This is a genomic window from Micromonospora sp. DT44, from assembly GCF_049841635.1.
Classification (GTDB): domain Bacteria; phylum Actinomycetota; class Actinomycetes; order Mycobacteriales; family Micromonosporaceae; genus Micromonospora.
Genome location: NZ_JBNCKS010000036.1, coordinates 1 through 13,736, shown reverse-complemented (window position 1 = coordinate 13,736; position 13,736 = coordinate 1). Strand labels below are relative to the sequence as shown.

13 protein-coding genes and 1 tRNA gene are annotated in these 13,736 nt (G+C 70.6%); 3 read left to right on the top strand and 11 right to left on the bottom strand.

What is annotated here, in order from left to right:
- Positions 1-45 precede the first annotated feature (45 nt).
- From ACLQ25_RS20775 to ACLQ25_RS20750, 6 genes are all read right to left on the bottom strand, one after another.
- Complete coding sequence (locus ACLQ25_RS20775; protein WP_425732468.1) at positions 46-1,236, bottom strand: serine hydrolase domain-containing protein; 1,191 nt, start codon at positions 1,234-1,236, stop codon at positions 46-48.
- A 175-nt stretch (positions 1,237-1,411) separates the two neighbouring features.
- Positions 1,412-1,828, bottom strand: coding sequence for an AfsR/SARP family transcriptional regulator (locus ACLQ25_RS20770; protein ID WP_425732467.1), 417 nt, complete (start codon positions 1,826-1,828; stop codon positions 1,412-1,414).
- A gap of 61 nt (positions 1,829-1,889) precedes the next feature.
- Entirely contained in the window at positions 1,890-2,264 is a 375-nt protein-coding gene (locus ACLQ25_RS20765; RefSeq protein WP_425732466.1) for a YciI family protein, read from the bottom strand.
- 242 nt (positions 2,265-2,506) lie between these two features.
- The gene (locus ACLQ25_RS20760; RefSeq protein WP_425732465.1) at positions 2,507-3,484 is read right to left on the bottom strand and encodes a DUF6461 domain-containing protein; all 978 of its coding nucleotides are present in this window, start codon (positions 3,482-3,484) and stop codon (positions 2,507-2,509) included.
- 88 nt (positions 3,485-3,572) lie between these two features.
- The gene (locus tag ACLQ25_RS20755; RefSeq protein WP_425732464.1) at positions 3,573-4,106 is read right to left on the bottom strand and encodes a DUF6036 family nucleotidyltransferase; all 534 of its coding nucleotides are present in this window, start codon (positions 4,104-4,106) and stop codon (positions 3,573-3,575) included.
- Positions 4,103-4,495, bottom strand: a complete 393-nt coding sequence (locus tag ACLQ25_RS20750; protein ID WP_425732463.1) for a hypothetical protein — start codon at positions 4,493-4,495, stop codon at positions 4,103-4,105. Before ACLQ25_RS20750 ends, ACLQ25_RS20755 begins: the two co-directional genes overlap by 4 nt.
- A gap of 112 nt (positions 4,496-4,607) precedes the next feature.
- On the opposite strand from ACLQ25_RS20750, the gene ACLQ25_RS20745 reads away from it, so the two are divergent.
- The 3 genes from ACLQ25_RS20745 to ACLQ25_RS20735 all read left to right on the top strand — a co-directional run bounded on the left by ACLQ25_RS20745 (position 4,608) and on the right by ACLQ25_RS20735 (position 7,217).
- Positions 4,608-5,408: a helix-turn-helix domain-containing protein gene (locus ACLQ25_RS20745; protein WP_425732462.1), complete on the top strand. Its 801-nt coding sequence runs from the start codon at positions 4,608-4,610 to the stop codon at positions 5,406-5,408.
- Positions 5,409-5,801: 393 nt separating this feature from the next.
- A complete protein-coding gene (locus ACLQ25_RS20740) occupies positions 5,802-6,227 on the top strand; it encodes a hypothetical protein (RefSeq protein ID WP_425732461.1) in 426 nt (141 codons plus the stop codon).
- Positions 6,228-6,761: 534 nt separating this feature from the next.
- Positions 6,762-7,217: a hypothetical protein gene (locus tag ACLQ25_RS20735; RefSeq protein WP_425732460.1), complete on the top strand. Its 456-nt coding sequence runs from the start codon at positions 6,762-6,764 to the stop codon at positions 7,215-7,217.
- 121 nt (positions 7,218-7,338) lie between these two features.
- Here the strand turns inward: ACLQ25_RS20735 and ACLQ25_RS20730 are convergent.
- The 5 genes from ACLQ25_RS20730 to ACLQ25_RS20710 form a co-directional block, all read right to left on the bottom strand.
- Positions 7,339-7,415 (bottom strand) — tRNA-Ile (locus tag ACLQ25_RS20730).
- Positions 7,416-7,479: 64 nt separating this feature from the next.
- A complete protein-coding gene (locus ACLQ25_RS20725) occupies positions 7,480-9,165 on the bottom strand; it encodes an insulinase family protein (protein WP_425732459.1) in 1,686 nt (561 codons plus the stop codon).
- Positions 9,162-10,109, bottom strand: a complete 948-nt coding sequence (locus ACLQ25_RS20720) for a hypothetical protein (protein WP_425732458.1) — start codon at positions 10,107-10,109, stop codon at positions 9,162-9,164. The genes ACLQ25_RS20725 and ACLQ25_RS20720 overlap by 4 nt, the downstream gene beginning before the upstream one ends.
- Before the next feature lie 56 nt (positions 10,110-10,165).
- Positions 10,166-11,404 carry an FAD-dependent oxidoreductase gene (locus ACLQ25_RS20715; protein ID WP_425732457.1) on the bottom strand — a complete coding sequence of 413 codons (1,239 nt, stop codon included), beginning with the start codon at positions 11,402-11,404 and terminating at the stop codon, positions 10,166-10,168.
- Positions 11,394-13,517 (bottom strand): MMPL family transporter, encoded by a 2,124-nt coding sequence (locus ACLQ25_RS20710; protein ID WP_425732456.1) that lies wholly within the window; start codon positions 13,515-13,517, stop codon positions 11,394-11,396. The genes ACLQ25_RS20715 and ACLQ25_RS20710 overlap by 11 nt, the downstream gene beginning before the upstream one ends.
- Positions 13,518-13,736: the final 219 nt, after the last annotated feature.

Genomic DNA, 13,736 nt, shown 5'->3' with positions numbered 1-13,736 from the left:
GGTAGGCGCGCAGGTCGGCGTGCGATGTCACCGGGCCGACGATGCTCAGTGGTCGGTGGCGCACAGCGCCGTCTCGACGCTCTCGTTCACCTCGGCGAGCATCTGCTCACCGGTCGGCAGGCCGGTCACGGCGACCACGGCCCCACGGCCGTCGCGGGTGACCAGGTTGCGGGTCTCGAAGCCCTGGATGTCGCCACCGTGGCCCCAGGCTTCGCCGCCGCAGGGCAGCTCGTGGCTGGCGATGCCCAGCCCGTACGCGTACTCGCCGGTCGGCTCGAAGCCGGGCGCGGGCACCGTCGTCATCATCGCCTTCTGCTGCGCGGGCTTGAGCAGACGGCCGTCGACGAGCGCCTGGAAGAAGGTCCGCAGCTCGTCGGGCGTGGAGACCAGTTGGCCGGCGGCCCAGCCCAGCGACGGGTCCATGTCGGTGACGTCCACCCACGGTGCGCCCGGGGCCAGTCCGACGTAACCGTGCGGGTGCGTACCCCGAAGAGTCTGCTCCCCCACCCCCGGCCAGTAGGTGTCGCGCAGGCCGAGTGGCCTGATGATCCGATTGGTGATCTCCTCGCCGATGGGACGCTCGGTGACCTGCTCGACGACGAGCCCGGCGAGGACGTAGTTCGTGTTGCTGTACTCCCACCTCGCACCCGGCGCGAAGTGCGGCGCGTTCGTCAGCGCGGCATCCACCAGCCGCCTCGGCTGGTAGTACGAGTGGCTCTTGTCGACGAGGTCCTGCACCTTGGTGAAGAGCACGTCGTCGTAGTCCGCCAGGCCGCTCGTCTGCTGCAACAGCTGACGTACGGTGATCGCGTTGCCGTCGTTGCCGTGACCTCGCACGACTCCGGGTAGGTAGTGCTCGACCGTGGCATCCAGGTCGATGCGTCCCTCCCCCACCAACTGCAGGACGACCACCGCGGTGAAGGTCTTGGTGTTGCTGCCGATGCGGACCTGGCCGTCCCGGGGAACCGGGCGGCGCGTCTGGAGGTCGCCGACCCCGGCGGTGTAGTCGCGGACCCGGCCGTCGGCCCCCCGCACGGAGGCGAGGACGCCGGGGAAGCCGCTCTCGCTGACCAGGCCGTCCAGTTGCCGCTGCACGGCGTCGCGTGGCCCGGCCGGGCGACCGCTGTCGGTGGCGGCGAACGCGGCCGAGCCGGTCAGGATGGTGGCGGCGGCCAGCGTCGCGGCGACCGCCCGCAGGGCTCGGCGGCGCGTGGACGTAACGGCGTGCGGCGGCATGACTGCTCCTCTGTCTCGGAAACGCTTGACGCCATCAAGGGTTCAAGAATTCCGATCCAGGGACGATCCCCCCTGCTGCCCTCCTTCTGGTACAGCCTGCGCTACCCGGCCGGCTGGGTCGCCGGTGGTCGCGGCGGGCGCTGGCGGTGGTGAGCGGTATACCTCGGTGGAATGTTCATACCTCTGAGGTATACCGCTCCTCAGCACACCTAGAACCACCCGCTCCGCCCGATCCGTCGTACGCCGAGCCAGGTCGAGAAGGCGCTCGGCGGCCTGGACGTCCATGGACTCCGGCCCGGTGTCGAAGCAGATAGCCGGGCCGACGCGCCACGATCGATCCAGGCTCGCCGAGCACCCCGCGCAGGTAGGAGACGTGACGTTGCAGCGTGTTCCCGGCCGTCGCGGGTGGACTCTCACCCCAGACCACGTCGACGAGTCGGTCGACGCTCACGACCCGGCCCACGTGCAGCGCCAACGTCGCCAGGACCGCCTCGCGGCGTACGCCGTTCACCGCCTGGGGGCCGTCGGCGACGACGACCTCCACCGGCTCGAGCAGCCGGACGCGTACGCCCGGGTCAGCGATCGACGCCACTGGCCCGGGCTAAATCCGCAGGCCGCAGCCTCGATCGGTTCGTCGCGCACTGGACACGAGGTCACCCTCGACGGTCGGCGCGGCGGAGCATCTCCTCCATCTCGGGGTCGGCCATGATCTCCCGGACCTCCTGGGCGCAGCGGCAGCCGGCGGCGAACTTGGCAGCCCAGCCGAGCGCCTCCTCGCGGGTGGCCACGTCGACGACCACGAACCCGCCGATGACCTCCTTGGTCTCCGGGTAGAGGCCGTCGGTGACCGACCCGTCCGTGGCTACGATGCTGGCCTGCTGCCGTTGAAGGCCGCCGCCGAACACCCAGACTCCCGCGTCGACGGCCTCCTGGAGCACGGCGTGCGCCGCCTTGCCCACCTCGGGCAACTCCTCGGCGGGGATGTGGTCCATCGCACCGTCGTTGAACGAGATCAGGTACCGCGCCATCTCAGAACTCCCCTTCTCCGGGGCGGCCTTCCGCCGACCGCCTCCACCCGTACCACGAACGAGCAGCCCCCGATTCGACGCGGTGGCGGAAAAAGTCCCGCCGCCCGCTGACCTGGTGTTCGTGGCGTGGTGTTCGTGGCGTGGTGTTCGTGGCAGCAACTTCGGGGATGTTGCTGTCTCACGCGTGGCTGAGGCAGCAACATCAGGCATGTTGTGCAGATCTTGGCGTCGATCAAGCTCGGTCAGCCGGTCTCCCGTACCAGGCGGTACAGGTCCTGACGCACCGCCGGCCAGCCGTCGCCGAGCGCGTGCCGCGCGGCGCCCAGCGCGTCGACGGCGGCCATTCCCGCGCCCAGCGCCGCGTGCAGGGCGTGCACGGCATCGGCGCCGGCCCGGACGTCACCGCCCTGCGCCGTGAGGCGGACGATCCTCCACCGGGTCTCCCCGTCCACGGTCAGGCCCCGCTCGACGGCCTCGACCGCCTGCCTCGCCAGGTCGTCGTCGCTGAACCGGAGCCGCGTGGCCACCGCCCGTACGGCGTGCGCCACCGCCGCCCGCCGTACCTGATCCGGCGCGGCCCGCAGCCGCGCGTCCAGGTCGGGCTCGTAGTGCCCGAAGTTCGACGGCGGCCTGGGGTCGGCCGGGATGTGCGGCAGCCGCACGGTCACCCACGGCCCGGCCTGCGGATCGGCCCCCTCGTCGCCCATCCACTCGGCCGGCAGCCGCACCCCGGTCCGCCGCTCGACGAACGCCATCGCCGCCGACCGCACGTACCCGGTTCCGCGCGCGGCGCGTACGTCGTCAAGGTCCTCGGCGAATGCGGACGGGTCGTCGCCGTGTCGCCGCTCCGGGTCGTTCAGGTCCATCCAGGCGAGCACCCGGCCGTACACCGCGTACGTCAGGCCGCCGTTGCCGTTCACGGTCCACTCGACGGTGTGCACCCGCGTGCCGTCGCTCAGCCAGCGCAGCACCTCGGGCCGGCTCAACGCGCAGCCATTGTCCTGGAACACCAGCACGTTCGGGCCGATCTGGGCCAGGTCGGCAAGCTCGCCCGACTGGTCGTCACCCGGCTCGACACGCCTGGCCCGCAGCCGCCTGATGACCCCGTCGACGGTGGCCTCGACACTCGCCGGCTGCACCACGGCCCAGCTCAGCCCCTCGGCGAGCCAGTCCCGCTCGGTGAGGAAATCGTCGTAGTACCGCACCGCACCCGAGACCATCGGAACACGGTACGACGTTCATCGACGCCGGTGGTGCCTCCGGAAGCCCTTCCGGTATCGCCTGGCGGATTGTTCGAAGAATGGCTACCTATTTGCCGTCGGTGAAAACGTCATCGAGTACGAGTCGAGCCCGGGCCGGTACCTCTTCGTCTGGAAATACTTCCGCGCACAGGCTGACCACCTGATCCGAACTGGTCAGTCCAAGTCGCTCGACCAGGAAGCGGATATCCTCGGCGTCCCGTCGCCGCGCAGCGAGCACTTTCATGGCAAGCAGATGCTCTGGAGACGCCGCCGCCACCCGTAGGCCAGGGTGGTCGAACACACGAGGGGCCATCACATCGCCGCCGGGAGCCACGTAGACGCTCGCCTGCTCGTTGAGCCACCAATACGGAAGACCAAGCTCGTCTGCGACAGCCCTTGCTTCGTCGAGCACGACACCGTGCGGCTGAAAAACGGCATCTATATCCCGGGTCGCCCGACGGGCGTCATAGGCCAGAGCCATCGCAGCCCCACCAAAAATGTAAACATCCGCAACCACCCCCCGCTTCGCCAGCCGGTCGCCCAGTCGGCGAAAAGCGTCTTCGATCGACGCGCGATCCAGCAGGGGCTCATCCGCGCTCACGCGACGTTCAACTCCTGGGCCGCTACATACACCCCACGCCGCCTGAACGCTGCCGGGGCATGCACCACCGCGTCGACCCGAGCTGCTGGGGTATTGAAGGGGAACCAGAACTGGCGCAGCGACCGCGTCGCAACCCACGATGGCGCGCCGCGCCCATCCTTGGCAGCCAGGTGCTCTGCCAACGCCGCGAGGAACACGTCCCAACGCTCATCGCCGGTTGGAGCCGGTTCCACGTCCAGCAGACCTGCTCGAAGCTCGGCCGGCTCCCATCGATACTCCTCCAGGAACTCTGCCACCAGCCGCCACCGCCGCGCCTCACTAGCACTGACAAGCAGGGGAGCCAGACGCTCCACCGTCAGGGGCTCATAAGCCGCAGCGCGTTCCTTCACACCCGTGACGGTAGTACACGCCCAGGCACTCAAGCTCCATAGCCGCTGCTCGACTCGCCACCCTGCCTTGTCTATACTTACCTGGTTGTGTCCGGTCACTAAGGAGACGTTCATGCCTCCTCGCACCACCTCGGGAAGCACGGCGCTGGCGAGCGCCATCCGTGAACGACGAATCGCGCTCAACCTGAGCATCGACGAGGCAGCCGCGAAGGCTGGAGTTGGTGCGAAGTCCTGGAGTCGTTACGAGTCGGGGGCCGCCATCCGCCGAGACAAGGTTCGGGGTGTCTGCCGGGCCCTGGGCTGGAGCAAGCTGCCAGGAGACGTGCACAGCTCCGACAAAGCCGAGGACGACTGGCTTCGCAAGATCGACCAGAGCCATGACGCCTGGTCCGAAGCGCTCAACGAACTGTACAGCCAAGCCTGCGCAACGACGTTCGCGGTAGGTAGCGACCTCGTCCACGATCACCTCGCGGACGACCTCAGGGCTCTAGCGGAACATCCGCGAGGCACGCATTTGGGCCAACTTGCAGCCTCGTGGTTCGACGGTGAACTGCCACCCCAGTTCCTGCCCCGTTACGACTACGAGTTCGTCTACGAACTCAGGGCAGCAGTCATCAGACTTCGTCGGCGGTTTGCTCATGGGGACCTCGTCGCGCACACCGTGCTGGAGGAACTGGCGCTCTACCTGATCTTCGAGGAGGCCGAGCTTCTCGCCGACATGAGCCCTGCGCTCTTCGATGAAGAGGAGGACGACTGGCGCGAGTGGCTAGCCGGAATCTTGGGAGACACGGATGTCGAACTCCTTCTGTTCACCAGTGACTTGGCACTGACCCCCGATGTCAGCTATCACTTTGATCATTGGAACGAGAGGCAGTTCTACGTCACTGAAGGTGGCGAGTCTACTGAGGCGTAGCACCGTGCTACGCCATGCCGCTCATCGGCCCACCGTCGGCTCACGTGAGGTTCGCAGCACGTCCTCGTGCGACCAGACATCGCCGACGGGCCATCGGTGCCAACGGCTGACACCCGCTCCCCGCCGAACATCGAGCCGCCCACCTGATCGACATCGCACGTGCTCACCTGAACCTCGGCGACGCGGCCGGAGCCGGCCAGGCCCTGGTCAGCGCCGATCGCATCGCGCCTGCGGAGACGCGGACCCGTCCCGTCGGCCGGGAGACGCTGACCGCCACGCTACGAGCCGGCCCCACAACAGCCGACGTCGCCCGCTTGGCCGCCGCCGTCGGACTGACCCGGCGCCAGGTCGCTGTTCGAGTCGCAGAACATCGACGACCGTAGACTGCCCGCCGTGGGATATTCGGTGTGGCCTTCCGGCCGTCTGCACCTACCGGAGTCGGACGATGCCGCTGCGACCGCCGCCGCCAAGGCCGCCATGGCCGAACAGAGTGGTTGGTACGAGCCCGACATGGCTGAGGTGAATGACCGGCTCGTCGACGTAGCGAGCGAGGCCAGGGCCTCGATCACCCGCGACGGGGACTGGATCGAGTTCGATCACGACGACGAGGGCGACCCCAAGTGGTCGAAGCAGGCCATCGCCTTCTACGTCGCGATCGCGCCGTTCGTTCGCTCCGGCGTCGTCCACTTCGAAGGTGAGGACGGCGCCCGCTGGTCCTACATCTACGCCGACGGACGGATGACCCAACAGGGTTGGCTCGGCTGGGACGGATCGGTCGAGCCGTTCGGCGAGTACGTCGATCCCCCGTCCCCGGAATAGGGACTCGCGTTCGGATATACCAGCGAGTCATATTCATGCCCCTGCGGTACGCCTGTCGAGCAACGCGGTGGGAATCTGGAACGGACGCGCGATGTGAGCCTTGCTCGGCGTTGCTAGCGTCGTGGCTACGTCTAAGGGGCGAACAGGTAGGACGACGCGATGGCCAGCAGCGGAAATGCAGCTAGCTTGGCGAATCGGCGTGCTCGCGCGCCGATGTTCGTGATCGGCAGCGTCGTGGCGTTGGCCGCCCTCATCGCGCTGGGGTATCGGCTGAGTACCGACCCGCGGGTCGGGCACGGAGGGGCCGTCATCCGCGCGACGCTGGCTCCGGGAGCCTTTCTGGTGCTGTCCTGGCTCGTCCGCCTGGTGCAGTGGTGGGGTGCCGCTCGTGCTCCCGCGAGGCGCGTCCTGGTGACCGCGCATCTGGCGCAGGGGTCGCAGGGGGGAAGGGCGGGGCGGGCGGGGCGGGTCACCGCTGCGGCGCACGCCGTAAGCGCCGCCGGCGGGTCCGACACTAGCCCCAGGGGATACTCCGTGTGGCTGACGGTGAGCGGCCGGGGCAGGGGCGGTGTCCTGCACCAACGTGTCGTCTGGGAACCGTGGTTGCGCGAGCTGACCAGGTCGCGTCCGGCTACGATCCGGCACGGCCCCGGCGTCAGCGTGGTCGACGTGGCCGGGTACGGGCGGCTCTGGCCGGCCAGTTTCACGCTGCTCCGTCGTCCCTATGGGGTCAGCCTCATTCCGTTCCGCAAGGCCCATGAGTTGCCGAAGAGCAGGAGCCTCTCGTACGGCCGTCTGGCCTACCTTTTTCTCGTGTTCCTCGTGCTCGGCCTGGCCGACCTCGTCGGCCACGGTATGTGGGCGCTGCTCGGGTGGTGGGCGGCGTACCTCGTCGCCTCGATGGCCGCCATCGGAGCCTGGTTCGGCCTCGTTCCGCCCGGCGTGCGTTGGGAAGCAGCCCCTCGGGGCCACGTCCCGACGACCTCCTGACCACGGACGCGATCGAGCGAACAGGCGACGACCTCGGCCAGAGCCTCGTCTCCCCACCTGTTCCGAACTCGACGCCGGCCCATCCAGGTCGTCGGCAGCATGGCTGAACAGGGGAACTGGTTGGTGGGGCGGGCGGGACTCGAACCCGCGACCGAGGGATTATGAGTCCCCTGCTCTAACCGGCTGAGCTACCGCCCCGGAACCGCGCGGATCTTATCCCGCCCGGTGGATCACGGGCCAGCGCCAATGCGGCCCCGTCCCATCACCGCCGCCGTCGCCACAGCAGCACGATGGGCAACGCGAGGATAACAGTGAGCAGCCAGCCTGCCACGACGACGCCCCAGAGCCATTCTTCCCCCGGCTCGGTGCCGGCGGCGACCATGACGTAGGTCACCAGCAGGCTCACGGCGCCCACCACGAGAACGGCGACGCCGCTGACCACGATCATCGCGACCTCCCACCAGGGGCGGTCGCCGGGCGCGCGCGCCGGCTTCTCCGGCGCGGAGGGCTGCGGGATCTCGTCCGGCGTACGTGCCGGCATGCTGATGTGCCGGTCGGCCGGCACCTGGGCGTCGATGATCGGGAGCGCCGCCGGGTGCAGGTGGAACATCGTCGGCTCGATGTGCAGCACGATGGCGTCCGCGCCGATCAGTTGCCGCGCGCCGTCGGGCCAGGCGAGCATGGCGGCGCAGTCGGCGTAGCGGACGGTCAGCGGCGTGTCGCCCTGCAGCAGGGTCACGCCGTGGACGCCGATCCGCAGGGCGGCGTTGCCCTCCTTCGCCGAGTAGCCGGTGCCTTCCAGGATCTCCGTCGAGTGGGTGGGCGCGGCGACGAAGCCGGCCCAGTCGGCGGTGAGCCCTCGCGGCACCATCAGCAGCGCTGAGCCCATCACTTCGCCCGCGACCTCGTGCAGGTCGGCGAGGTTGACGGCCTTCAACTCGGCGCGGTGCTCGTCGATGGAGAGGTTGGGTTCCCCGGTGAGCACGTTCAGGGCGTACCCGGGAAGTCGCGCGGCATCGACCTCGGCGGTGCCGAGCAGATCCGCGCGCTTGGCCACCGTGGCGTCCAGGTCGGCCTGCTCGATCCGGCCGACCCGCAGCTTGGCGAGCACGTCGACGAAGCCCCCGAGGACGGCGTCCTGCTTCTCCGCCAGCGCGTCGGCGAGCGCCCGCAGCGTGGCGTTGCCGTCGCCGCGCGGGTCGTACCCGGTGGTGGCGGTGTAGGAGAGGCCGGATTCCTGGCGCAGCGACCGGTACAGCTCCCGTTCCAGCACACCGGCGAAGACGGCCGCGGCGGCGCTGCGCCGCACCACGGCGTCGAGCACCACGGCCCGGGCGCCGTGCACGAAGTACGCGGGGGTCTGCGGCAGCGCCGACGAGACCGCCGGGACCGGCTGGCGTACCCCGGTCGGCAGCGGCAGACGGAGTCCCGCGGGCACCCGGTCGCCGCAGATCCACAACACCGCGTTCTCCCGGGTGAACCACCGGGCCGTCCACTCGCGCAGGTCGTCGGCGGTCAGCGCGCCCAGGCCCCACTCCGGGTAGCTGCTGAGCCCGAAGTCGCGCGCCCCGTGTCGCCACAGCGGGAAGTCGTCGATCGCGGCGGCGCCCCGGCTACTCCACTCGGTACGCAGGATGTCCTTCTCGACGTCGAGTCGCGCGACCGGCAGGTCGGACAGGTGCCCGCAGACGGCGGTCAGGAACGCCGCGATGTCGGTCTCGGAGCCCTGCGTGTGGAACATGGTGAACGCCGGCGCGGTCACGCCGTTGACGTGGTAGTCGGCCAGGCCGAGCGGCGCGAGCGCGAGATGCTCGATGAGGTGGGTGGTGCCGGCGCGGGCGAGTGTCTCGTCGGCGGTGCCGACCCGGAAGGTCAGCCCGGCGCGCATCGGCCCACCGGTGGGGGCGAGCAGCGTGGGCACCCCGTCCACGTCCAGGTGCTGGATCACGACTGGCCACCCTTCGCGTACGCCTTCGCGCGGTACTTCGTGTAGCCCTCGGCGTCGTCCGCGTACGTCCAGGGGAATTCCGAGCCGAGGTTGCCGAGAGCGGAGAACTGGCTGGCCGCCGCGGACCACTGCTCGGTGAGGCTGAACATCAGCGCGAACGACGAGCGGACCCAGACCCAGCCGGGCCGGTCGACGAAGTCCGGGTGCAACACGGACCGCTGCCCGGCCTGCATGATCTCCTCCACGACGGGGGCGCTGCGCACGTACGCGGCGCGTTCCCGCTCGGTGTCGAAGTCGAGCCAGCGTTCCAGGTGCGCCTCGGCGAGCACCACGGCGTTGGGCGCGCCGGCGGGCGCGGCCTGCGCGCACTCGCGGGCGAAGGCGAAGGCACGGTCCCAGTCGCCGCTCCACTTCGGGCAGAGCTGCTGAAGCAGCGTCGCCTGGGCGGGCGCGTGGTGGGGGTGGTGCTGGGCGAGCCGGTCGTAGCGGCGACGCGCCTCGTTCTGGCCCAGTTGCAGACCCCGGGCGATGGTGATGCGTTGGGTCCAGGCGGCCGCGTCGTCGGGGTACCGGGCGGTGACGTCGATGAGGACCCGCTCGGCGCGACGCAGATGGTCGTGGAACTGGTCGAACTGCTCCCGGCTGACGTACCGGGCCCGGTAGCCGCTGCGGATCCGCCAGCCGGCACGGATGAGCTGGTTGCCGAGCAGGGTCCCGGCGAGCGGGTCGGTGGGGTCCGCGTCGTACACCTGGCGCAGGAACGGCTCGGTCCCGACCTTGTCGCCCGCCGCGGCGACGAGCAGCGTGCGGCCGTCCGGGTCGCGGTCCGCGAACACCGCCCGCACCGCGGGCCAGTCGGCGGCGTCGAGCGCCTTGTAGAGGTCACTGACCTCGGGGTACGCGTCGGCGACGTCGAAGGTGGGCGCCGGGATGGTGGCGGGCATGGCGGCGATCATAGGTGATCATTTACGGCTGCGGTGCCCTCGTTTTCGGCACCGACTCAACCGGTGCGCAACTCCTCGAGCACCGAGCCGGCGGCACGCCAACCGCTGGCGAGAGCGCCCTGGATCGATGGGCTGTCCCGGTGGTCACCGGCCACGAACAGCCCCTGCCCGAGCGCGACCGGCTTGCGCAGCCGTCCCTGCGGGGGCGGGGCGGCGGGCAGCGCGTCCGGTACGGACACGGTGGTGAGGTGCGTCCAGTCGGCGGTGGATCGTCCGTACAGCCGGGTCAACTCGGCCCGGATGGTCGGTTCGGGCGGGGCCGTCGGGCCGACCACCGAGGTGGCCACGAGGTGCCGGCCGGCCGGGGCGTACGTCGGCACGGCGTTGCTGAGCACCACCGTGTTCGCCACGATCTCCCGACGGTCGCCGTCGACGAGCAGGATCGGCTCGCGAAGCGGCGGTTCGGAAGCGCTGTGGTAGTACGTCGTGTAGCTGTGCATCCGTACCGTCGTCAGAGCCGGCAGCAGCGCGGCCGCTGCGGGCGGGTCGACGGCGACCACGACGGCCCGGCATCTGATGTCGCCGGCCTGCGTGCGGACCAGGCCGGGCGCGACCTGCGCGACCGGCGTGTCCAGGTCGAGCAGGTCGGTGGGGAGCGGGCCGGCGATGGCCCGGGGCAGCGCGGCCATCCCCTCGGCGGGCAGGCCGATGCGCCCCCGGGCGAACGAGCGCAGCACCATCGCGAACACGTGGCTGGAGGTCGCCAACTCCCGGTCGATGAACACACCGGACAGGAACGGCCGCAGCAGCTCCTCGATGATCGCGTCGGAGAGACCGGCCCGGCGCAGCGCCGTCTCGGTGGTGGTCTCCGACGCGGCGAGTAGGCGGGACGCCGGCAGCGTGGCGGCACCGGTGGCGAGCGCGGCGAAGCGGATCCGGTCGAGCAGCGAACCGACACCGGCGAGGGCGGTACGCGGGCCGCCGGCCGGCTCGCGCAGCGGGTTGACCAGCCGCAGCAGGTCGTCGCCCCGACGGACCAGCACGCCGGAGGTGAAGTATCCGAGGTTCAGGCGGTTGGTGTCGAGCAGCGTGCCGAGTCGCGGGTAGGCGGTGTTGAGCACCTGGAAACCCCGGTCGATCAGGTACCCGTCGACGACGTCGGTCGCGACCCGGCCCCCGAGCCGGCCGGCGGCCTCCAGCAGCCGCCAGGGCACGCCCGCGCGGTGCAGCCGGCGGGCGGCGGCGAGACCCGCCAGGCCGCCGCCGACGACCACCACATCGGTCTCAGCCAGCATCGCGCGCCTCCCGCTCACCGTTCGCCCGGGACAACCGGCCCGGCCACCAGATCTTCGGCCCGATGTCGTACGCGAGCGCGGGCACCAGCAGCGACCGGACGATGATCGTGTCGATCAGTACCCCGATCGCGACCGCCGTACCCAACTCGACAAGCACCACCAGCGGCAGGACGGCGAGGGCGGAGAACGTCGCGGCGAGCACGATGCCGGCGGACGTGATCACCCCACCGGTGACGGCGAGGCCGGCGAGCACACCGGCCCGGGTACCCCGCTTGACCGACTCCTCGCGGACCCGGCTCGTCAGGAAGATGTTGTAGTCGATGCCGAGCGCGACGAGGAACACGAACGCGAACAGCGGAAACGACGAGTCCACGCCGGGAAAGCCGAAGACGTGGCGGAACAGCAGCGCGCACAGGCCGAGGGTGGCCGCGAAGCTGAGCAGCACCGTACCGATGAGCAGCAGCGGCGCGAGGAGGGCGCGCAGCAGCAGGGCCAGGATCACCGCGATGACCACCAGCACCACCGGGATGATGACGTTCTGGTCGCGCTTCGCGGCGTCCGAGGTGTCCACGTTGATCGCCGTGAAGCCGCCGACCACGGCGTCCGCGTCGGGCACCCGGTGTACGGCCTCCCGCAGGTCACGGATGGTCCGCTCGGCGCCGTCACTGTCCGGTGGGTCGGTCAGGGTCGCCTCCAGTTGCACCCGACCGTCGACGACCTTCGGGGCGGCGTTCTCTTGGGGTGGGCCGGTCTGCGGGCCGGCGGTGAGGGGGCGAACGTCAGCGACCCCGGGCACGCCCTTCGCCAGCTGGGCGATTTGTCGGGCGCTCTGCTCGGTGGTGAAGATGGTGGCCGGGCTGCCGGTGCCGGCCGGGTAGTGCCGGGCGATCACCTCCTGACCGTCCACCGAGTCGGTGCGCTGGGTGAACAGGTCGGACTGACCGAGGATGGTCGCACCGAGCTGGGTGAGGCCGAGCGTGAGCACCGCCAGGACGACGGCCGTGCTCAACCAGATCGGGCGGGCGTGCCGGGCCACGAAGCCGGCGATCCGGCTCCAGATGCCGTGCTCGGCCTGCGGGTCGGCCTGGTCCACCCGGGGACGCCGGGGCCAGAACGCCCACCGACCGCCCAGCACCAGCAGCGCGGGCAGGAAGGTGAGCATCACCAGCAGCGTGGCGGCGATGCCGATGGCGGCGACCGGCCCGAGCGCCCGGTTGGAGTTCAGGCTGGACAGCAGCAGGCACAGCAGGCTGACGATGACCGTGCCGCCGGACGCGATGATGGCCGGCGCGGCACCCCGCCACGCGGCACGCATCGCGCCCCACGGACGGTCGTGCCGGTGCAACTCCTCCCGGTAACGGGCGATCAGCAGCAGCGCGTAGTCGGTGCCGGCGCCAAAGACCAGCACGGTGAGGATGCCCTGCGCCTGGCCGTTGAGTTTGAGGACGTCGGCGTCGGCGAGCAGGTAGACGAAGACCGCGGCGAGGGCGTACGACATCCCCGCGGCCAGCAGGGGGAAGACCCACAGGACCGGGCTGCGGTAGACGATCAGCAGAATGACCAGCACCACGACGAGCGTGACGAGCAGCAGCGGCCCGTCGATGGCGGAGAAGACTTCGATCAGGTCGGCGAGCAGACCGGCCGGGCCAGCGACGTCCACGGTGAGACCGTCCCGGTCGCCCCCGGCGATGTCGCGCACCTGTCGGACGACCGCGCCGATCTCCTCGCCCTCGGCGTCGTCCACCGGCACGACGACCTGGAGTGCCTGGCCGTCCTCGCTGGGAATCGGCGGAGGCAACGGAGTGACGACGCCCGGCACCCGGGCGAACCGGGCCGCGTCGGCGGCGACCCGCTGCCGGTCGGCGTCGGTGATCCCCGACGACCGCTCGTAGACCACCAGCGCCGGAGTGGTCTGCCGGTCGACGAACCCACCGGCGAGATCCTGGGCGCGGGTCGCCTCGGCGTCGCTGGGCAGGAAGGCGGCGTTGTCGTTGGTGGAGACCTCACCGAGCCGTCCGGCGTACGGGCCGGCCACCGCGCCGATCACCAACCAGGCCAGCACGACCACCACCGCGACCAGCGTGGCCCGGCCGAAGCCCCCTCGTCCGGACATTCGCGCTCACTCCAAGAATCGACGCATCAATCGACGCAGAGCTAGTCCAAGTCGACATCGTCATCCTGCCGGGCCCACGAGCCCCAAGCGGGTCGAACCTCTCATTCCGCCTCGCGCCTCGCGCCTCGCGCCTCGCGCCTCGCGCCCCGCGCCCCGCGCCCCGCGCCCCGCGCCCCGCGCCCCGCGCCCCGCGCCCCGCGCCCCGCGCCCAAGATCCTC

Coding starts and splice junctions, on each gene's coding strand:
- ACLQ25_RS20715 (WP_425732457.1), bottom strand. CDS start 11,404: ATGCTGGCTGAGACCGATGTGGTGGTCGTCGGCGGCGGCCTGGCGGGT.
- ACLQ25_RS20765 (WP_425732466.1), bottom strand. CDS start 2,264: ATGGCGCGGTACCTGATCTCGTTCAACGACGGTGCGATGGACCACATC.
- ACLQ25_RS20710 (WP_425732456.1), bottom strand. CDS start 13,517: ATGTCCGGACGAGGGGGCTTCGGCCGGGCCACGCTGGTCGCGGTGGTG.
- ACLQ25_RS20720 (WP_425732458.1), bottom strand. CDS start 10,109: ATGCCCGCCACCATCCCGGCGCCCACCTTCGACGTCGCCGACGCGTAC.
- ACLQ25_RS20775 (WP_425732468.1), bottom strand. CDS start 1,236: ATGCCGCCGCACGCCGTTACGTCCACGCGCCGCCGAGCCCTGCGGGCG.
- ACLQ25_RS20760 (WP_425732465.1), bottom strand. CDS start 3,484: ATGGTCTCGGGTGCGGTGCGGTACTACGACGATTTCCTCACCGAGCGG.
- ACLQ25_RS20745 (WP_425732462.1), top strand. CDS start 4,608: ATGCCTCCTCGCACCACCTCGGGAAGCACGGCGCTGGCGAGCGCCATC.